The sequence below is a fragment of the Sphingomonas sp. 22176 genome (assembly GCF_052045505.1).
GTDB lineage: Bacteria > Pseudomonadota > Alphaproteobacteria > Sphingomonadales > Sphingomonadaceae > Sphingomonas.
Genome location: NZ_JBQEPL010000003.1, coordinates 39,948 through 60,514, shown reverse-complemented (window position 1 = coordinate 60,514; position 20,567 = coordinate 39,948). Strand labels below are relative to the sequence as shown.

Below are 20,567 nucleotides of genomic sequence, written 5' to 3'. Positions count from 1 at the left end.
TGTGATGAATACTCGATTCCGCCTGGCGCTGGCGCTTTCCGCTGCTGCGATCGCGCTGCCCGCACAAGCCCAACAGGCTTCTGCCGGCGCCGATGGCCCCGCCGCGCACAACAGTGACTCGACCGAGGCCAAGCCGCAGAAGCAGGCCTTCACTACCGGGGTCGCCAAGGGCCGCGACCTGCTCGATTCAGCGATCTCGGCGAGTTCGATCGACGAGGAGCAGATCCAGAAGATCGGCACGCGCTCGATCGCCGAAGTGCTGGGCAACATCCCGGGCATTCGCGCCGAAACCGCCGGCACCGACGGCCTCACCGCGGTAACCATTCGCGGTCTGCCGATGGCGGCGGATGGCTCCAAGTTCCTGCAGATCCAGGAAGACGGCCTGCCGGTGCTCGAGTTCGGCGACATCCACTTCGCCTCGACTACCGCGTTCCTGCGCACCGATCTCAGCCTGTCGCAAGTCCAGGCGATCCGCGGCGGTTCGGCATCGACCTTCGCCTCGAACTCGCCGGGCGGCCTGGTCAACTTCATCTCCAAGACCGGCGAGGAAGAGGGCGGCACGATCCAGCTTTCCTCGGGCATCGACCATGAACTCGGCCGCGTCGATTTCGATTATGGCGGCCATCTGAGCAAGACGGTGCGCTTCAACGTCGGCGGCTTCTATCGCCAGGGCGAAGGCCCGCGCGCGACCGGCTATGACGCATTCAAGGGCGGGCAGATCAAGCTGAACGTAACCAAGACCTTCGGGAACGGTTATATCCGCCTGTACGGCAAGTATCTTGACGATCGCGAGCCCAACTACGCCAACGTGCCGGTAGCGCTGCGCGGCACCAACGCCAACCCCAGCTACAGCACGATCCCGGGCTTCGATCCGCGCAAGGATACGCTCTATTCGCGCTACAAGGCATCGATCCTCGCGCTGGACGGCAACAACAACGTGCAGAATCTAGACCTGCACGAGGGCGATCGCAGCAAGGTCGCCTCGATCGGGCTGGAGGCACAGTTCGATATCGCCGGTTGGACGTTCAGCGATCGCATGCGCTACGCGGCGATCTCCGGCACGTACAATGAAAGCAGTTCGCTGGCGCTGCTGCCCGCCGCCGCGCTCGCACCGGCCTTTGCCGGCCCCGGTGCGACGCTGCGCTACGCCACCGGCCCCAATGCCGGCAAAACGATCGCCAGCCCGACGACGCTGAACGGCAACGGCCTGCTGATGTATGGTCTGGAAATCCATTCGGACATCGAGAAGCTCGACAACTTCACCAATGATTTCCGCGGCAGCCGCGTGTGGAATGTCGCGGACGGCAAGCTGACCACCACGGCGGGCTTCTACGCCTCGTCGCAGGCGATGGTGCAGAATCTCGACCTGTTGGACGACGTGTTCGACATCGCAAGCGGCGGCAACTCCGCTTATGTAGATGTGCTGACCGCCGGCGGCGTGCCCGTTACCCAGGGCGGGGTGCTCAGCTACGGTGTCCGTGGCACCGGCGCCTATCGCCGCCGCTACGATCTCCACTATCGCGTGTTCGCGCCCTATGGCTCGGTAAACTACCAGATCGGTGCGTTCTCGATCGGCGGCAGCATGCGCTACGACTTCGGCAAGGTCACCGGCACGCTCTACGGTGCAGATCTCGGCGGTAGTCGGATCGGCGTCGCGCCGGTCGACATGAACCGCGACGGCGTCATCTCGCTCCCCGAGCGCAACGTAGCGGTGCTGCCGCTGTCGCAGCCCGGCCTGGCAGATTACAGCTATCGCTACGCCTCCTACTCGGTGGGCGTGAACTATCGCATCGCCGAGCCGCTGTCGGTGTTCGCCCGCTACAGCCGCGGCGCGCGCGCCAGCGCCGAGCGCCTGTACTTCTCGCCGGCGGTGAACCCGGCTTCGGGCGCGCTGACGGATCCGTCGATGGCCTATGGTCCGGTGAAGCAGGCGGAAGCGGGCGTGAAATTCCGCAAGGACGGGGTGACGCTGTTCGCCACCGGCTTCTGGGCATCGACCACCGACAAGAATCTGCAGATCGGCGCCGACGCCAGCGGCGGCACCGTGGTGCTGCAGATCGACCGCGACTATAGCGCCAAGGGCGTCGAGCTCGAAGGCCTGTTCGAGCATGGTCCGCTCAGCCTGCGCCTGGGTGCCACCTACACCAAGGCCAAGATCGACGCGGACAAGGCGGACAAGACGCTGGTCGGCAACACCCCGCGCCACCAGCCGGACCTGATCTTCCAGGCGACCCCGCAGTTCGAGGTGGAGCGATTCACCATCGGCACGAACGTGATCGGCACCACCAGCAGCTTCGCGCAGGACGGCAACCTGCTCAAGCAGCCGGGCTATGCGATCGTCAGCCCGTTCGTGCAGGTTCGCCCGGTGAACGGCGTGCAGATCGGCCTCAACGTTTACAACGTGTTCGACAAGCTGGCCTTCGTCTCGGTCAACTCGGCCGCGGTCCCGACCTCGGGCATCGCGACTGCCCAGACGCTGACGGGCCGCACGATCACCGGCTCTGTCCGCTTCAGCTTCTGATTTGGACGAGCAGAAAGAAGGGGCGGGAACCACGCGGTTCCCGCCCCTTCTTCGTGGCTTACTGCCAGTCGAAGGTCAGCGCACCCTCGCGAAAGGCGAAGCGATCGAGGTGCCGGACGACGGCCCCCTTTAGCCCCTCCAGCTGCTCGGTGGACGTCGCATTAATGCGCACTTCCAGCCCGGTTTCGGCGACGTCGAACGTCACCGCCGCATCGCCCGGATGATTGGCGCCGCGCGCATCCTTGGGGAAGATCACGGTGCCGTTCTCGGGGGTGAACGTCACCTGGAGATTGTGCTGCCAGTGCTTGCACAGCTGCTGGAGATAGCGGCTGGCATGCTCGGTCGGCACCAGCGCATGGGCGGTGAACGGGGCGATCGTCATTCTTCTCTCCTTGGCCGCGATGGGGACGAGCCCCAGTCGACGGCGTAACACCTCGATCCGGGGCATCGTTGCTTACAAGCGCTCGATCTTGCGCGCGGCTTCGTCGAGGATCTCGGCGATCGCGTGCAGGCGTTCGGGAGCCACCTCCTCGTCGAACACGCTTGCGGCGAGCACGGTCTTGAGGTTGTGCATCGCTCGGCGCACCGGCCCGCCGCTGGTGCGGGCATGGCGCTCGCCAAGGTCCGCCAGCCGCTGGAACAGCGCTTCCACTTCCGCCGCGTTCTCCGCGAGATGCGCAGTGCCGGCCTCGGTGATCGCGAACTGCTTCTTGGCGCCTTCGCTCTTGTGCTCGGCAATGAGGTCCATGTCGTCGAGCATGGTGAGCGTGGGGTACACGACGCCCGGGCTCGGCGCATAGGCGCCGTTGGAGCGCGCCTCGATCTCGCGGATCAGGTCATAGCCATGGCGCGGCGCTTCCTCGATCAGCTTGAGCAGGATCAGGCGAAGCTCGTCGCCGCCGAACATCCGCCGGCCGCGCCCGCCAGGCCCGCGCTCGCCCATGGCGAAGGCCATGTCGAAGCCGCCGGGAAAGCCCCCGCCCCAGCCGCCGCGACCGCGGGGGCCGAACTGATGGCCGTGATGATGGTGATGATGGCCGTGACGGCCGAAGTGGAAAAACATTGTAGTGTGCATCCTGTGCGAGTCTTGATGCGCACAAGATATATCTTGAAAGGGATTGTGCAAGAGCGATCGAGCGGATTTAGCCCCTCCTCCGGGGAGGAGGGGTTGGGGTGGAGGGATTCCAGAACCTTGGCTGGTCTCTGCGAGACACTGCCCCACCACAACCCCTCCCCTGGAGGGGAGGGGCTTAAGAAGGGACTTAATGCGTGAGCATCGCCCGCACCGTCGGCCGCACGAAGGGCAGCCCCGCCCCCAGCCGCAGCACCGCATGCCGCATCGCGCGCGCCGTCAGGCGTTCGTCGGTGAACAGCCGCACCAGCAGGTTGGTCCCCGTATAGAGCGGCTTGCACGCCGCGCGGTGGCCGTTCTCGAAGCGCCGCAGCACCGCCGGCAGCGCAGGATCCATGCCCCGCCGCACCGCATCGCGCACCTCGGCGGCCAGCAGGGCCTGCCCGCTCAGCCCGAGGTTGAAGCCATGCGCCGTCACCGGGTGCATCCCCACCGCCGCATCGCCGATCAGCGCCGCGCGGCCGGTGACGAACTGATGGGCCCAGGTGGTGACCAGCGGATAGACGTTGCGATCGCTCACCACCTCCATCCGCCCCAGCCGCTGGCGGAAGCGCCGCGTGAGGTCGCGGCCGAGCGCGGCATCGTCGAACGCAGCGACGCGGCGCGCGGCCTCCTCGGGCAGGGTCAGCACCGCACCGGCCACGTTACCGTTCAGCGGCAGCAGCGCCAGCGTCTGGCGATGGTCGAACCATTCGAGCGCGGTCGCGCCGTGGGGCAGCTCGTGCCGCACCCGCACCACCATCATCGAGCGACCGAGCGGGTTGCTGTCGGTATCGATCCCTAGCGCCTCGCGGGTCTTGGAAAGCCTCGAGTCGGCCACCACCAGCAGCCGTGCCCGCACCACTTCGCCCGAGGAGAGCAGCACTTCCGCGCGCGGCCCGGTGGCACCCGAGCGAGCATGGACCACCTCTGCGCCGGTGACCAGCCGCAGCCCGGGCTGATGCTTCACAGCATCGTACAGCGCGGCGCGGATGCGGTGATTGGGCACCAGATAGCCGAGTTGGTCGTCTTCCCCGCCCCCTGCGGTGAAGTTGAGCGCGAAGGGCGAGTCGCCGTTGAGCACCTTGGCCGCGTGCATCGGCGCGATCTCGTCGGCCGGCAGCCGCCCCCAGGCGCCGAGCGCCTCGAGGATCCGCTTCGAGCCATGGGTGAGCGCGATCTCCCGCCCGTCGAAGCGCGGGCTGGCCAGCGCCTCCAGCGGCGCGCGCTCGAGCAGCACGATGCTGAGCCCGCTGTCTTCCAGCGAGCGCGCAAAGGCGAGGCCCGCCGGCCCTCCCCCGACGATGACGACGTCGCAGTCCATGCCCGATCCTCCTTGATACTGCGCGGAGGGTGCGGCGGGGCGCAGGCGAATGCCTTGCGCGGGATCAACCCGGACGAATGCCAAGGAAGGATGCAAAACCGATCCCGGCCGCCTATCTTGGCCGCAATGGCCGACCTTTTTGCGACCCACGAACAACCCACCGCCGATTCCACCCCCGCCGGCGGTCCGCTCGCCGATCGGCTGCGCCCGCAGAAGCTCGACGAAGTGGTCGGGCAGGAACATCTCACCGGGCCGCAGGGCGCGATCGGGCGGATGGTCGCGGCAGGGAAGCTCAGCTCGATCATCTTCTGGGGGCCGCCCGGCACCGGCAAGACCACCATGTCGCGACTGCTCGCCGATGCGGTGGGGCTGCGCTTCGTCGCGATCTCGGCGGTGTTCTCGGGCGTCGCCGACCTCAAGAAGGTGTTCGCCGAGGCGCGCGATCATGCCCGCATCGGCAAGCGCACCCTGCTGTTCGTGGACGAGATCCACCGCTTCAACCGCGCCCAGCAGGACGGCTTCCTTCCGTACGTGGAGGACGGCACCGTGACGTTGGTGGGTGCGACCACCGAGAACCCGTCCTTCGAGCTCAACGCCGCCTTGCTCAGCCGCGCGCAGGTGCTGATCCTGCACCGGCTCGACCACGAGGCGCTGTGCCAGCTGCTCGATCGTGCCGAGGCGCTGGAGGAACGCCCCCTGCCCCTCACCCCGGAAGCACGCGACGCGCTGGTGGCGAGCGCCGACGGCGACGGGCGCTTCCTGCTCAACCAGGCCGAGACGCTGTTCTCGGTCCAGTTCGAGGCACCGCTCGATCCCGCCGGTCTCTCCGCCTTCCTCCAGCGCCGGGTCGCCGTGTACGACAAGGACCGCGAGGGGCATTACAACCTGATCTCGGCGCTGCATAAATCGGTGCGCGGCTCCGACCCGCAGGCGGCGCTCTATTATCTCGCGCGGATGCTCACCGCGGGCGAGGAGCCGCTGTACCTGCTCCGCCGCCTCGTCCGCATGGCGGTGGAGGATATCGGCATGGCCGATCCCAACGCGCTGGTGCAGTGCATGGCGGCCAAGGACACCTACGACTTTCTAGGCTCGCCCGAGGGCGAACTGGCGATCGTCCAGGCATGTCTCTACCTGGCGACAGCGCCCAAATCCAATGCCGCCTACAAGGCGCAGAAGGCAGCATGGAAGGTGGCGAAGGAAACCGGCTCGCTGATGCCGCCGCAGAACATCCTCAACGCGCCGACCAAGCTGATGAAGCAGATCGGCTATGGCACCGGCTATACCTACGACCATGATGCCAAGGGCGGCTTCTCGGGCGACAATTACTGGCCGGCCGAGATGGAGCCGCAGACCTTCTACGTGCCCACCGATCGCGGCCACGAGAAGCGCGTGGCGGAACGGCTCGCCTGGTGGGCGGCGATGCGGGAAGAGCGGCGCGATGGATGATTGGGAGGATGCCTGCGCCTTCGCGCTGACGCTGCCCGACGTAGCGATAGCGCCCTGGTGGGGCACGCCCTGTCCCAAGATCAACGGCAAGGGGCTGATCTCGCCCAGCCGGGAGCCCGGCAGCTTCGGGCTGATGGTCGCGCAGGACGAGAAGCCACTGCTGATCGAGACCGATCCCGAGACCTTCTGGCAGACCGACCATTATCGCAACTATCCGATGCTGCTGGTCCGCTACGGCACCCCGGCGCGCGAACGGATCGCGCTCTATATCCAGCGCGCCTGGTGGGATCGTGCCAAGAAGGCGCAGCGCCTCGCCGCCGGATGGGAAACCCGCCCCTGAGCTTCACCGATTTCATCGCGATCGACTGGTCCGGCCAGGCGGTCGAGCGGCCCAAGGGGCTTGCCGTCGCGCATGCCCGTGCAGGCGACGCCGCGCCGGTGCTGATCGACCGCCCCTGGTCGCGCGCCGATATTCTCGCGTTCCTGGAAGAGCTTGCCGATAGCGGAACGCGCGCGCTGGTCGGGCTCGATCTCTCCCCCGCCTTCCCCTTCGCCGATGCCGGGGCCTATTTCCCCGGCTGGGCGGAGAGCCCTGCGGACGGGCCTGCGCTGTGGGCGCTGGTCGATCGGCTGTCCGCCGCCGATCCGCACCTCGCCGCGACCAGCTTCGTCCAGCATGACGAGGCGCGGCGGCACTTCCGCCAGATGGGCGACTGCGGCGACCTCTTCCCCGGCGGGCGCGGGCGGTTCCGGGTGTGCGAGGTTGGGCAAGAGGCCATGGCGCTGTCGCCGTACAGCTGTTTCAACCTGGTCGGGGCGAGCCAGGTCGGCAAATCGAGCCTTACCGGCATGCGCGTCCTCCACCGCCTGCGCGGCCGCGTGGGACTCTGGCCGTTCGACCCGCTGCCCGATACCGGCCCGGTGCTGGTGGAAATCTATACCTCGCTCGCCGCCCGACTCGCGGGGATGCGCAAGGGCATCTCGAAGATCCGCGACGCCGACACGCTCGATGCGATGCTCGCCGCGTTCGGATCGGCGCCGCACGCACCGCTTCCCCGCTATGACGACCATGCTACCGACGCGATCCTCAGCGCCGCGTGGCTGCGCGTGGCTGCCGGGCAGCCGGGACTGTGGACTCCGGCCGGCCTCACACCCGATCTAGCCCGTACGGAGGGCTGGACCTTCGGCGTGCTCTGAGGAATAGGACTTTTCTAGAACCTTGACCCCGGGGGCACATACCTGATGCGTCGCTTGCTCGAAGTCTGCGTGGAAGATGTCGCCGGGATCGATGCCTCGGTAACCGGCGGCGCGGACCGAATCGAGCTGTGCGCCGCACTGGCCGTAGGCGGCCTGACCCCGCCCGACTCGCTGATCGCCGCAGCCGCAACGGCGCCGATCCCGGTGCATCTGCTCGCCCGCCCACGCGACGGCAACTTCGTCTACACCGCCGCCGAAGCCGCGCTGGTCGCCGCCGACATCCGCGCGGCCGCCGAGGCGGGACTAGCCGGCGTGGTGATCGGCGCCAGCCGCACCGACCGCCAGCTCGATGCGGAGATGCTCGCCGCCTGGATATCGGTCGCGCGCAATGCCGGGCGCAGCCTGTCGCTGACGCTCCACCGCGCCTTCGATCTCTGCCCCGATCCGCTGGCCGCAATGGAAACCGCGATCACGCTCGGCTTCGACCGGATCCTCACCTCCGGCTGCACCCCTAAGGCGATCGACGGGCGTGAGACGCTTGCCGCGCTGGTACAGGCCGCGGGCGACCGAATCACCATATTGGCCGGCAGCGGCGTCGACGCGACCACGCTGCCACCGATCCTGGAGACCGGCGTGCGCGAGGTCCACGCCTCGTGCCGCAGCCCGCAGGGCAGCGCCGACACCCGCGAAATCGCCTTCGGCTTCCAGACCGGCCCGCGGCTCGCCACCGACCCCGCCAAAGTTTCTACCCTGCGTAATTTGCTCGACGCACACAGCTAGCGCTTGAACAATACCAATATGTAACTTATCCCTGGTTCCATCATAGCCAGTGGAGGCAATGGGGAACGATGATCGCTGAAATGGAAAAGCCCGCAGGTGGCGCGACGCTGATGGCGTCCGAGGCTGCCGAAGCTGGTGCCGCGGTCCGCCGCCTGCTCGACGCCAACGGCCCGGCGCTCGCCGCGCTGGCCCGCGAGCTGCGCGCCGACCCGCCTGCGCTGGTCGTCACCTGCGCTCGCGGTTCGTCCGACCATTCGGCCACCTATGGCAAATATCTGATCGAGACGATGCTCGGTGTGCCGGTCGCCTCCGCCGCGCCCTCCGTCGCGTCGGTGTTCGAGGCGCCCGTCTCCACCGCCCGCGCGCTGTGCATCGCGGTATCGCAGAGCGGCCGCAGCCCCGACCTGCTCGCCACCGTCAAGGCGTACCAGCAGGCCGGCGCCCGCGTCGTCGCCTTCGTCAACGACGAGGAATCGCCGCTCGCCGAAATGGCCGACACCACGATCGGCCTCAAGGCAGGTCCGGAACGTTCGGTCGCCGCGACCAAGTCCTACATCACCGCGTTGGCCGCCTTCGCCGCGCTGGTCGCCGAATGGGCGCAGGACGAGGCGCTCGCCACCGCGCTCACCGGCTTGCCCGAACAGCTGGAAAAGGCGCGCGATTTCGATTGGTCACCGGTCGTGGACACGCTGCGCAATGCGACCAACCTGTTCGTGATCGGTCGCGGCTACAGCTTCGCCGTCGCACAGGAAGCTGCGCTCAAGTTCAAGGAAACCTGCAGCCTGCACGCCGAGGCGTTCAGCGCCGCCGAAGTGCGCCACGGTCCAATGGCGATCGTCGGCGAGGGCTTCCCGGTGCTCGCCTTCGCAACCTCGGACACCGCCGGCGACAGCGTTCGCGAAGCCTCGGCCGAGTTCGCCGAGCGCGGCGCCCGCCTGTGCTTGGTCGACGCGAAGGCCGGTGACGCCTCACCGCTGCCGGTGCTCGCCGGCCACCCCGCGGTGGAGCCGATCCTGATGGTCCAGAGCTTCTATCCGATGGTCAACGCGCTCTCGCTGGCGCGCGGCAACAACCCCGACGCCCCGCTGTATCTCCGCAAGGTGACCGAGACTCGATGAGCAGTTTTCGCTTCGTCAACGGCCAGATCGTCACCGCTGCCGGCACGCTTCCGGAAGCAGTGATCCAGGTCGACCAGGGCCGCATCGTCTCGATTTCCGCTGAAGGCAGCGGCACCGACACGATCGACCTCGACGGCGGCTGGATCGTTCCCGGCTTCATCGATGTCCAGGTCAACGGCGGCGGCGGCGTGCTGTTCAACGACGCGACCACCGTTGAGGGCATCGCGGCGATCGGTGCGGCCCACGCCAAGTTCGGCACCACCGCGTTCCTGCCGACGCTGATCAGCGACGTGCCCGAGGTGATCGCCAGGGCGCTCGATGCCACCGATGCGGCGATCGAGGCGGGCGTGCCCGGCGTCGTCGGCGCGCACATTGAGGGCCCGATCCTCAACAAGGCCCGCAAGGGCATCCACGACGCGGACAAGTTCCGCGGGCTCGACGCCGGCATGGTCGAACTGCTCGGCCGCCCGCGCCGCGGCAAGGTGCTGGTGACGCTGGCGCCCGAGATGGTCGACCTCGCCGATGTCCGCCGCCTGGCCGATGCCGGCGTGCTGCTTGCGATCGGCCATAGCGACGCGACCTACGAGACCGCGGTCGCCGCCTTCGAGGCCGGCATGACCGGCGTGACGCATCTCTACAACGCGATGTCGCCGCTGCTCCATCGCGCGCCCGGCGTGGTCGGCGCGGCGCTGGAGAACCAGACCGCCTATTGCGGGATCATCCCGGACGGCTTCCACGTCCATGACGCAGCGCTGCGCATCGCGCTGGCGGCCCGGCCCCATGACCGCTTCCTGCTGGTCACCGACGCGATGCCCAATGTAGGCTCGGACATGACTTCGTTCGACCTGCACGGCCAGCACATCCGCGTCGAAGGCGGGCGGCTGCTCGGCGTCGACGGCACGCTGGCCGGTTCGGCGCTCGATATGACCGGCGCGTTCCGCCACATGGTCACCCGTATCGGCACCTCGCCCGAGGACGCCGCGATGATGGCCGCCGCCAGCCCTGCCGCGTTCCTTGGCCTGTCGCACGAACGCGGTGCGCTCGCCCCCGGGCTGCGCGCCGACTGGGTGCAGATGACCCGCGACTTCCAGCCCGCCGGGTGCTGGATCGGCGCAACCCGCTTCCCCTGATCGCACGGAGACCCGCCCTGAGCACGATCGCGCCGCCCTCTTCCCATGACGACGCCTCGGCCGGGGCCCTTGCCATCGGCGCGCCGATGGCAGGCTGGCTGATGCCGCTGGACGAGGTTCCCGATCCCGTCTTCGCGCAGCGGATGCTGGGCGACGGCGTGGCGATCGATCCTACCGAGGGCTGCCTCTACGCCCCCTGCGACGGGGAAGTGACGGTACTCCAGCCGACGGGCCATGCGATCACGCTGCGCGCCGGCGACGGCGTCGAGCTGCTGATGCATATCGGCATCGATACGGTGCAGCTGGCCGGCGCGGGGTTTGATCCCCAGGTGAAGGTGGGCGATCAGGTGCGCACGGGCGACGTGCTGATCCGCTTCGATCTCGATTCCGTCGTGTGCGGCGCGCCCTCGGTGGTGACGCCGGTGCTGCTGATCAGCCAGGACGGCCTGACGCTCACGGGCAAGCGCGGCAGCGGGCTGGTTGCGCCGGGCGAACCGATCTTCACCATCACGCGTGCGGGCGCGGTCGCCGAGGCCGCCACCGAGATCGTCGGCGAGACCGCAACGCGGACCGTGGTCGTGCCGCTGGCGCACGGCATCCATGCCCGCCCCGCCGCCAAGCTCCGCGAAGTGCTGGTGCCCTTCGCCGCCAAGGTGACGATCGCCAAGGGCGAGCAGAGCGCCGATGCGCGCAGCCCGGTGCGGCTGATGACGCTGGGCATCAAGCTGGGCGACACGATCCGCATCACCGCCGAGGGCGGCCGCGCCGACGAAGCCGCGGCGACGCTCGCCGCGCTGATCGAGAGCGGGATGGGCGAGAAGGCCGATCCCGCATCAGCGCCTGCCCCGGCTCCCGCCCCTGCCCCCGTCGCTACGCCGGTTTCGGACGAACCCGGCGTGCTCGCCGGCGTCACCGCCGCCCCCGGCCTCGCGATCGGCACCGCCCGCTTCTTCCGCCTCCCCGAACTGACGATCGACCCGATCGGCAAGGGTGCGAGCCTGGAGCGCGCACGGCTGGAGGACGGCATCGCCAAGGTGATGCGCGCGATCGAGGCGGATCTGAGCCACGCCGCCGGGCCGATGCGGTCGATCCTTTCGGCCCACCGATCGATGCTCGACGATCCCGAGCTGCTCGAAGCCGCCCGCGCCGCGGTGCTCGACGGCGCCAGCGCCGGCCAGGCCTGGCGCCAGGCGATCCGCCCGCAGGCCGATCTGCTCCGCCAGAGCGGCGACTCGCATCTTTCCGAGCGCGCCGACGACATGGTCGATCTCGAACGCCGCGTCGTCTCGGCGATCGAAGGCGTGCAGGACGCGCCCCTGGTGTTCCCGGAAGGGACGATCCTGCTCGCCGATGACCTGCTGCCCTCGCAGGTCACCGCGATCGATCCGGCGCAGGTCCGCGGCTTCGCCACCGTCCGCGGCGGCCCGACCTCGCATGTCGCCATTCTCGCCGCCAGCCTCGGCATCCCGGCGCTGGTCGCAATGGGACCGGCGCTGCGCACGGTGCAGGAAGGCGAGACGCTGATCCTCGACGCCGGTGCCGGCACGCTCCGCGTCGCGCCGAACGACACCCAGCGTAGCGAGGCGCAGGCCCGTGTCGACGCCCGCACGGCCGCGCTCGCCGCTGCCCGCGCGGCGGCCGGGGCCGAAGCCCGGCTCGCCGACGGCACCCGCATCGAAGTGTTCGCCAATCTCGGCTCGGTCGGCGATGCCGAACGCGCCGTTGCGGCGGGCGCCGAGGGCAGCGGCCTGCTGCGTACCGAATTCCTGTTCCTCGACCGCGAGACCCCGCCGAGCGTCGCCGAGCAGACCGCCGAGTACCAGGCGATCGCCGATGCGCTGCAGGGCCGCCCGCTGATCATCCGGCTGCTCGACATCGGCGGCGACAAGCCCGCGCCCTATCTGCCGATCGCAGCGGAGGAGAACCCGGCGCTGGGCCTGCGCGGCATCCGCGTCGGCCTCGCCCATCCGCAGGTGCTGGAGGACCAGCTTCGCGCGATCCTCGGCGTGCGGCCGATTGGCGTCGCCAGGATCATGCTGCCGATGATCGCCAGCGTCGGCGAGCTCCGCGCGGTCCGCGCCGTGCTCGATCGCCTGCGCGGTGAACTCGGCATCGGCGAGAAGGTCGAGCTCGGCATCATGGTCGAGACGCCTGCCGCCGCCGCGACCGCCGATCTGCTCGCCGCCGAAGCCGACTTCCTGTCGATCGGCACCAACGACCTCACGCAATACACGCTGGCCATGGACCGCGGGAACCCGGCGGTGGCGAGCGGCATCGACGGGCTGCATCCCGCCGTGCTGCGCCTGATCGCCGATACCTGCCGGGGCGCTGCCGCCCAGGGCCGCTGGGTCGGCGTGTGCGGCGGCCTTGCCTCCGATCCGCTGGCGGTGCCGATCCTGGTCGGCCTCGGCGTGACCGAGCTTTCTGCCACCGTTTCGGTGGTACCGGAAGTGAAGGCGCTGCTCGCCACCCTCACGCTCGAGCGCGCCCGCGCCCATGCCACCGCCGCGCTGGCCTGCGCCACCGCCGCCGATGTCCGCCGCCTTGCCCGGGAATTCACCGCATGAAGCAGATCCTCGAAACGCTCCAGCCGCTCGGCCGCGCGCTGATGCTGCCGATCGCGGTGCTGCCGGTGGCGGGCCTGTTGCTGCGGCTCGGCCAGCCCGACCTGCTCAACATCGCCTTCGTCAGCGCCGCCGGTGACGCGCTGTTCTCGCATCTCGGCCTGCTCTTCGCGATCGGCGTGGCGACCGGCTATGCCAAGGACGGCAACGGCGCCGCCGCGCTTGCCGGCATCGTCTGCTTCCTCGTCTCGACCGAGGCGGGCAAGAGCCTGCTCGCGGTGCCCGACACGATCGGCGCCGGCCTCGACAAGGACCAGGCGGCGCTCGCCGTGGCGGCATGGAAGGCCAAGGCGGTCGCCCGGCTCGACGTGCCGATCGGCATCGTCTCGGGCCTGATCGGCGGCATCTTCTACAACCGCTTCTCGGCGATCAAGCTGCCCTCCTATCTCGCCTTTTTCGGCGGCCGCCGGTTCGTGCCGATCGTCAGCGGACTGGCGGGCCTGTTCATCGCCGTGATCGTCGGCGTCGGCTTCCCGCACATCAGCGCGGGCGTAGACGGGCTGAGCCATGGCATTGCGGGCGCTGGCGCCTTCGGCCTGTTCGCCTTCGGCGTGCTCAACCGCGTGCTGCTGGTGACCGGCCTGCACCACATCCTCAACAACGTGTTCTGGTTCGTCCAGGGCGATTACAACGGCGCGACGGGCGACCTGCGCCGCTTCTTCGCGGGCGACCCCAATGCGGGCGCGTTCATGGCGGGCTTCTTCCCGGTGATGATGTTCGGCCTGCCCGCCGCCTGCCTAGCCATGTACCGCGCAGCACTCCCTGAGCGCCGCAAGGCGGTGGGCGGCCTGTTGTTCAGCCTCGCGCTCACCTCGCTGCTCACCGGCGTGACCGAGCCGATCGAATACAGCTTCATGTTCCTCGCCCCGGCGCTCTACGTCGTCCATGCGGTGCTGACCGGCGTGGCGATGGTGGTGATGGACCTGCTGGGCGTGAAGCTCGGCTTCGGCTTCTCCGCCGGCCTGTTCGACTATGTCCTGAACTTCGGCAAGGCGACCAAGCCGCTGCTGCTGATCCCGGTCGGGCTGGTCTATTTCGCCCTCTATTACGGCATCTTCAGCTGGGCGATCCGCCGCTTCGACCTGAAGACCCCCGGCCGCGAAGCCGAGGCCCCTGTGACTGCGGAAGCCGTTGGCGGCACCGCGCCGTCGAGCCGCGGCGAGGCCTTCGCCCGTGCGCTCGGCGGCTCGGCCAACCTGGTCGAGATCGGCGCCTGCACCACCCGCCTGCGCCTGATCGTCGCCGACCAGAGCGTGGTCGACGATGCCGCGCTCAAGGCGCTCGGTGCCCACGGCATCCTGCGCCCTTCGGAGCGCGCGCTGCAGGTGGTGCTCGGCCCGATCGCCGATGTCGTGGCGGTCGAGATCCGCGATGCGACGGCGCGCGGCGGCGTCGCGGCACCCGCCGCACCGGCCGCAGCCCCGGTCCGCGCGCCGACGGTGGCGCTCCAGCCGGCGGCGCTGGCGGCGCTGGGCGGCGCGGCCAATATCCGGGCGGTGAGCGCCCATGACAACCGCCTGCGCGTCGAACTCGGCAACCCGGCCGAAGTGGATGGCGACGCGCTGCTGGCGCTCGGCCTGCGCGGGCTCGCCCGCCCCTCGGCCACGGTGCTGCACCTGCTCGGCGACGACAGCGTCCTCGCGAAGCTGCGCGGCTGAACCCGGGCGCGGCCGCCTAGGTGCGGCCGCGCTCAGGCGCAGCCTATGGCGCGCGCCTGAGCCTCGCTGTCCGACGCATCGAGCAGCCAGAACCGCCGCTCCGGGACCGCGGCTGCCGACCGAAGTTGCGGAAGTTTAGGCCTGCGCGCGTTTCAACGGGTCTCTCGATGGGCCGGTGTGGGCACGCTAAGTTTAGGAAGTTGCGGCTCGTGAAAATTCGGCGCGTACCGCTCGCCGAGACGGGCTGCGTTCGCAAGGCACAACCCTTCGCGCGCGGAAAAGCAGTATCAGCGGAGTCAAAGAGCGGCCGCCCAACCGCAGCAGATTAAGTACATATGGGGAACACTTCCACTGCCGCAAGACGCGTTAAGGCGGTCGGAGATGCGGCCGTCGATCATCGCGAACGGTCCGATTTGGTGAAAAACTGCCGAAGGTTTAGAGGCTGAAAACGACCTCATCAGCAGCCTCATGCGCCTCCCGCATGAATGTCACCAACGCCTTCAATTCTGACGCCGCATCTTCATTGACAATGCGCGTGCTGATCATCTCCCCGTTTGCTGTGTGTGCATAGCCAAAAACTAGTTCTGTGTGATCAGCGACGCCAAGGTCTGCAATTCGCCTCTCGATCATTTTGACGATGATTTCAGCAATCTCCGGTGAAACGGCTTCCTCTTCATACTGATCGAAGCTGATGCCTACAATCGACCCCGCCTCCCGCCAAAAGCCCGACACAAAGAGCCATTCCGACAATGGCCCGCTCAGCGCGAAATCGCGGGAAGCGCTTTCAAAACTCGATACATGAGGCTGCAGCAAGGTGACGCTCTATGCTGTTGGATTCGGTCCGATCATAGCCCGACAGCCTTACAGCGCAATGTCCCCAACTGGGGCGCAACATGACTAAACGCCGAACCCCGAAACACTCAGATCAAGCCGGGCAATCCGCCTTGCGCGCCGCCCGCCCCGCGGCGCGTGCCTGGAGGATGCGGATGGTCTGGTGCTCGGCTTGCGCCTTGAGGTGGCGCGGGGCGGAGACCCAGCGGTCGGGGTGATATTGCTTGAGCAGTGCCCGTGCCTTGGCTTCGACGTCCGCCCGGGTCGCCTCCGGCGAGACTTCGAGGACGACCCACCAGGCATCTTCCGCCACGATCGGCGGCGGTGCGGCCGCCTCGGCGCGGTTCGACGCCTGCCGCTCCGCCTCGCGCCAGCGCAGCCGCGCCTTGCCTTCGCGCTCCAGCCGCAGCCGGTCGGCGGCGAAGATGCCGCTGACCGCGATCGCAACGCTGCCGCCGGCGACGAACAGCAGCGAGGCGAATTGCAGGCTCTGCCAGGGCAGCCCGGCCAACCCCTGCGCCTGCAGTTCGCCATAGATCGCGGCGCAGACGATGCGCAGCGCGACATAGCCGGCGCTGATCGCCATCACCCAGCGCGCGCTATAGCCGATCGCGTTGAGCATCGCCTGCTTGACCCCGGAGGCGAGCGGCCGGCGCAGGCACAGCAGCAGCGTGCCGCCCATCGCGCCGATGCAGCCAAGCAGCACCCAGGCCTTGCCGAGATTGTAGAAGGCCGCGGTCGCGCCGAGCCAGCCGACCGCCCACCACAGGAACAGCCCCCACAGCGCATTGCCGCGCGCGAAACCATGCGCGCGAAAGGCGCGCCCGACGCGCTCGCCGACCAGCCACCTGATGAGATGATTCATGCCGTCCCCCTGGAGGGCCAGCCCTATCGGGCGTCCACCAATCAGGCGTGAACGGCCATGGTTAACGCGGCGGTGGGACGTTCGGGGTCCTGCCCGAACGCCCCACCCCGATCCGCTCAGCGCGGCGTGAGGGTAACCTTACCGAGCAGCCCCGATGCCTGCCCCGCCGGCGCCTGGACGATCAGCTCGACGGTGCGCTGGCCGTTACCCGCCGGGAAGGCGGCCTCGAGCGGTGCCGGCGCGGCATCGGTCTTCTCGGCGAGCTTCTTGCCGTCCACCCACAGTTCCGCACGCCCGCCGACGCTGGCGAAGCGCAGCGTGCCACCCCCTGCGGCGATGCGCTTCCACGGCGTCAGCCGGTTGTTGTAGACGCGCCAGCCCGGCTGCGGCTCAGCCGGAGTCGGCATGGCGCTGCGCAGGAACGCCCAGCTGTTGTTGTCCGGCACCAGGCCCGGCTTGGGCTTGTCCGCCGTCTGCCCCGAGCGGCGCCAGTCGCCCAGAACCATCAGCGGCGGAGTGACGCCCACCTGCGCGCGCGGCGCGATGTCTGCGCGGTCGATCGTCAGCAGCGCGGGCTTCAGCCCCTCGGCGCTTGCCTTGACCGTAATCTTGCCGCGACCCGTGCCCGCCTGCACGAGGATCTGCGCGAGGCCGTTGAACAGCGAGCGGGCATTGCCCTTCTCCGGCTCATGGCTGTTCGGATCGCCATTGCCGACGCCGATGATGCTCGCCCCTTCGACCGTGAAATGGGTCATCAGATTGGCGGTCGGAACGTGCCGGCCCTTGGCGTCGACCGCGTCGATGGTGATCGGCTGCACGTCTTCGTCGTCGCCTGCCATCACCGTCCGCGCCGGGGTAAGCCGCAGCGCGACCGGCTTGCCAACGGTCTCGTGCACCATGCGCGCGACGACCTTGCCGCCGCGCATCGCCTGCGCCTCGAGCCGGCCCTGCGCATAGGGCAGCTGCCACTCATTGCCCTGCAGCCGATCGACCTTCTGCGTGCCTACGACCTTGCCGTTGAGCAGCAGCGTCACGCTATCGGCATTGGAGGCGACGAAGACCTTGATATTCTGCCCTTCCTTGCCCGGCCATGTCCAGTGCGGGGCGAGCCACACCACCGGCGCATCGTCGATCCAGGCGGCGCTGTGGATGCCGAACGCGGTCTTGGGGAAGCCGCACAGATCCATGATGCCGAAGAAGCTGGCGATGGTCGGCCATTCATAGGGGGTCGGCTCGCCATGATAGTCGAAGCCGGTCCAGACGAACCCGCCCGCGATGAACTCGCGCGCGGCGATCAGCTGCCACGCCTTGCGGTGGGTGTTGCCCCATGGCGCGGGCTCCTCGTCATAGGAGGTAATGACGTGGCGCGCGGGATCGCTGGCGAAGGCGCCGCGCGTCTCGAAGGCGCTGGTATCTTCGGAGCTGGTGCTGGGCCGCGTCGGGTTCAGCGCGTGCCACTTGTCGTATTCGCCCTGGTAGTAATTGAACCCCATCACGTCGACGACCGAGGAGACGTTCTGCGGATTGTAGAAGGACCCGTTCATCGCCGAGGTGACCGGGCGGCTGTCGTCGAGCTTGCGCACCGCGGCTTCCATCCGGCGGACCATCTCGATGCCGGCTTCGGTGCCCTGCATCGGCTCCTCGTTGAACACCGACCAGAGGATCACGCTGGGGTGGTTGCGGTCGCGCCGCACCATCCAGCTGAGCTGGGCGAGATAATCGGGCGCCGGGTTGAAATGGCGGTTCTCGTCCATGACGAGGAAGCCCATCCGGTCGCACCAGTCGAGCAGCTCGGCGGTGGGCGCATTGTGCGACATGCGGATCGCGTTGCAGCCCATCGCCTTGAGCCGCTCCAGCCGCCAGCCGAGCAGCGCGTCATATTGTTCGACGCCGGTGCCGGCATGGTCCTGGTGGATGCACACGCCCTTGAGCTTCACCGGCTTGTCGTTGACGAACAGCCCCTTGTCGGCATCGAAGCGCACGGTGCGGAAGCCCACCTGGGTGCGCCGCTCGTCGATCAGCTTGCCGTCGCGCAGCAGCCGGGTGTGGACGGTGTAGAGCGTCGGCGTCTCGACCGACCAGAGCTTGGGGCTGCCCAGGCTCAACGTCATGCCCAACTCGGCGCGATCGAGCACCGGCACGCTGCCGGCGGTGGTCGCGAAGGCGACGCGCTTGCCGCTGGGGTCGAGCAGTTCGGCCTCGACCGCAACGGCCACGGGTGCGCGCTCGATATTGCCGGCGGTCACCGTCACCGGCACGTTCCAGCCGGTCTCGGTCTTGCGCGGATCGCAATGTACCCCGTCGGTGACGATCGACACCGGCCCGCGGCGGACCAGCCAGGCGTGGCGGTAGAGGCCCGCGCCTTCGTACCACCAGCCTTCCATCGCCTCGGCATCGACGCGGATCGCAATGACATTGTCCTCATCGCCGAAGCGCGCGAAGGGCGTCATGTCGATGATAATGCTGGCATAGCCCGACCAGCTGTGCGCGACGACGCTGCCGTTCACCCACACCGTCGCGTTGGTGGCGACGCCGTCGAGGTGCAGCTCGATCGTCTTGCCATGATCGGCGGGGTCGAGGGTGAGCCGGCGGCGGTACCAGCCGATGCCGCGCTTGCGATAGCCCTGCGAGACATTGGCGGTCTGCTCGAAGGGCTGGAACGAGGCCCAGTCGTGCGGCAGGCGCACCTCGGCCCATTCGCTGTCGTCATAATCGCGCGCCGCCGCGCCGCGGGCGTTGCCGGCCTTCACGCTGCCATAGGTATCGTCATGGTCCTTGAGCGGCGCCGGCAGCACATCGCCTTCATGAAAGCGCCAGCCGCGTTCGATGCGGATGCGGGTGGGATCGCCGTCGGGCAGGCGCGGCATGAGCGCGGTCTTGGGCGCGGGCATCGGGAAGGCGTCGCCCTCCACCGCACGCGCCGCCGCCTCGGCCTCGGGCAGCCCCAGCGAGGCAAGCGCCCCCAACCCCGCGCTGCCGAGCAGCAACTGGCGACGATCCATGCAGCAATCTCCAAAAATCAGGCAGGCAGGCGGGCGTTCAGACGTCGCTGAGTTCCGCCACGAAATCATAGGCGTCGCCCCGGTAATAGGAGCGGGTCACTTCGGCCGGGCGGCCGTCGCGCAGGAAGGCGCGGCGCTCGATCAGCAGGCCGGCATGGCCGGGATCGACCCCGAGCATCTTGGCATGCTCGCCGAGGAACGGCACCGCGCGCAGCCGCTGGAGCGCGCGCACCGGGCGGTTCCCGGCGGCTTCGAGCGCGGTGTAGAGCGAGTCCCCCACCGCATCGACCGAGGGCAGGCAATAACCGGCGATGGTCGAGAATTCGAGCGCCATGGGCTCGCCGTCGGCGAAGCGGATGCGCGAGAAGCGCAGCACCGCAGCACCCGGCGACAGGCCGAGGGCCATCGCCTCCTCGGGCGTGACCTGGCCGGTGGAGCGGGCGATCCAGTTGCTGCTGGCGGCGCGGCCCCGCGCGGCCATGTCCTCGGTGAAGGAGGAGAGCTTGGAGAAGCTCTTCTCGACGCGTTCGGCAACGAAGGTGCCCGCGCCCCGGCGGCGGGTGAGCAGGCCGTCCTCAACCAGACCGCCGATCGCCTTGCGCACGGTGATGCGCGACACGTCATATTCCACCGCGAGGTCGCGCTCCGGCGGGATCGCGTCGCCCTGGTTGAGGATCTTGCCGCTGATCGCTTCGCGGATCAGTTGCTGCAGCTGCAGATAGAGCGGCGACGGGTTGCCTTCGCGAAACCGGCCGATCTGGTCCGAAAACGTCATCATCTCTCCCCCTTGCCCGACACCGTTGCCAAGCCCAGACAACCGTATCTACGGCAGGTTTCCCGCAGCGCGTACCCGCGTTCCTACGGACTTACATTGGTACGATGATACCAACAGCCTGAACGGTATAGGTCAAGAGGCTAAATGCAAAGAACTATGTCCGTACGCGCAAGGCTGTTGCCCGA

The 20,567-nt window shown here is 68.5% G+C and carries 16 protein-coding genes; 9 read left to right on the top strand and 7 right to left on the bottom strand.

Annotated features, from left to right (window positions below; genetic code table 11):
• Window positions 1-4 precede the first annotated feature (4 nt).
• Entirely contained in the window at window positions 5-2,521 is a 2,517-nt protein-coding gene (locus tag ACTJKY_RS12190; RefSeq protein WP_440846412.1) for a TonB-dependent receptor domain-containing protein, read from the top strand.
• Between the two features lie 58 nt (window positions 2,522-2,579).
• On the opposite strand, the gene ACTJKY_RS12185 is transcribed toward ACTJKY_RS12190, so the two are convergent.
• From ACTJKY_RS12185 to ubiM, 3 genes are all read right to left on the bottom strand, one after another.
• On the bottom strand, window positions 2,580-2,903 hold the full coding sequence (locus tag ACTJKY_RS12185) for a DUF2218 domain-containing protein (protein WP_440846410.1): 324 nt from the start codon (window positions 2,901-2,903) through the stop codon (window positions 2,580-2,582).
• 72 nt (window positions 2,904-2,975) lie between these two features.
• Entirely contained in the window at window positions 2,976-3,584 is a 609-nt protein-coding gene (locus tag ACTJKY_RS12180; protein WP_440846408.1) for a PadR family transcriptional regulator, read from the bottom strand.
• 199 nt (window positions 3,585-3,783) lie between these two features.
• On the bottom strand, window positions 3,784-4,956 hold the full coding sequence (gene ubiM / locus ACTJKY_RS12175) for a 5-demethoxyubiquinol-8 5-hydroxylase UbiM (RefSeq protein ID WP_440846407.1): 1,173 nt from the start codon (window positions 4,954-4,956) through the stop codon (window positions 3,784-3,786).
• Window positions 4,957-5,082: 126 nt separating this feature from the next.
• Between ubiM and ACTJKY_RS12170 the strand changes: the two genes are divergently transcribed.
• The 8 genes from ACTJKY_RS12170 (at window position 5,083) to nagE (ending at window position 14,909) form a co-directional block, all read left to right on the top strand.
• Entirely contained in the window at window positions 5,083-6,402 is a 1,320-nt protein-coding gene (locus ACTJKY_RS12170; RefSeq protein ID WP_440846405.1) for a replication-associated recombination protein A, read from the top strand.
• Complete coding sequence (locus ACTJKY_RS12165) at window positions 6,395-6,742, top strand: MmcQ/YjbR family DNA-binding protein (RefSeq protein ID WP_440846403.1); 348 nt, start codon at window positions 6,395-6,397, stop codon at window positions 6,740-6,742. The genes ACTJKY_RS12170 and ACTJKY_RS12165 overlap by 8 nt, the downstream gene beginning before the upstream one ends.
• Entirely contained in the window at window positions 6,724-7,599 is an 876-nt protein-coding gene (locus tag ACTJKY_RS12160; protein ID WP_440846401.1) for a hypothetical protein, read from the top strand. Before ACTJKY_RS12165 ends, ACTJKY_RS12160 begins: the two co-directional genes overlap by 19 nt.
• Window positions 7,600-7,644: 45 nt before the next feature.
• Complete coding sequence (locus ACTJKY_RS12155) at window positions 7,645-8,379, top strand: copper homeostasis protein CutC (protein WP_440846399.1); 735 nt, start codon at window positions 7,645-7,647, stop codon at window positions 8,377-8,379.
• 68 nt (window positions 8,380-8,447) lie between these two features.
• Window positions 8,448-9,497, top strand: coding sequence for an SIS domain-containing protein (locus ACTJKY_RS12150; RefSeq protein ID WP_440846397.1), 1,050 nt, complete (start codon window positions 8,448-8,450; stop codon window positions 9,495-9,497).
• Window positions 9,494-10,627, top strand: a complete 1,134-nt coding sequence (nagA, locus tag ACTJKY_RS12145; RefSeq protein ID WP_440846395.1) for an N-acetylglucosamine-6-phosphate deacetylase — start codon at window positions 9,494-9,496, stop codon at window positions 10,625-10,627. The genes ACTJKY_RS12150 and nagA overlap by 4 nt, the downstream gene beginning before the upstream one ends.
• 86 nt (window positions 10,628-10,713) lie before the next feature.
• Window positions 10,714-13,194 carry a phosphoenolpyruvate--protein phosphotransferase gene (ptsP, locus tag ACTJKY_RS12140; RefSeq protein WP_440846394.1) on the top strand — a complete coding sequence of 827 codons (2,481 nt, stop codon included), beginning with the start codon at window positions 10,714-10,716 and terminating at the stop codon, window positions 13,192-13,194.
• Window positions 13,191-14,909, top strand: coding sequence for an N-acetylglucosamine-specific PTS transporter subunit IIBC (gene nagE / locus ACTJKY_RS12135; RefSeq protein WP_440846393.1), 1,719 nt, complete (start codon window positions 13,191-13,193; stop codon window positions 14,907-14,909). The genes ptsP and nagE overlap by 4 nt, the downstream gene beginning before the upstream one ends.
• Window positions 14,910-15,344: 435 nt before the next feature.
• Here nagE and ACTJKY_RS12130 read toward each other — a convergent pair whose 3' ends face one another.
• The 4 genes from ACTJKY_RS12130 to ACTJKY_RS12115 all read right to left on the bottom strand — a co-directional run bounded on the left by ACTJKY_RS12130 (window position 15,345) and on the right by ACTJKY_RS12115 (window position 20,382).
• Window positions 15,345-15,722 (bottom strand): hypothetical protein, encoded by a 378-nt coding sequence (locus ACTJKY_RS12130; protein ID WP_440846391.1) that lies wholly within the window; start codon window positions 15,720-15,722, stop codon window positions 15,345-15,347.
• Between the two features lie 112 nt (window positions 15,723-15,834).
• Window positions 15,835-16,605, bottom strand: coding sequence for a J domain-containing protein (locus tag ACTJKY_RS12125; protein ID WP_440846389.1), 771 nt, complete (start codon window positions 16,603-16,605; stop codon window positions 15,835-15,837).
• A 116-nt stretch (window positions 16,606-16,721) separates the two neighbouring features.
• Window positions 16,722-19,607: a beta-galactosidase GalA gene (gene galA, locus ACTJKY_RS12120; protein ID WP_440846387.1), complete on the bottom strand. Its 2,886-nt coding sequence runs from the start codon at window positions 19,605-19,607 to the stop codon at window positions 16,722-16,724.
• A gap of 37 nt (window positions 19,608-19,644) precedes the next feature.
• Window positions 19,645-20,382, bottom strand: a complete 738-nt coding sequence (locus ACTJKY_RS12115; RefSeq protein ID WP_121079300.1) for a GntR family transcriptional regulator — start codon at window positions 20,380-20,382, stop codon at window positions 19,645-19,647.
• Window positions 20,383-20,567: the final 185 nt, after the last annotated feature.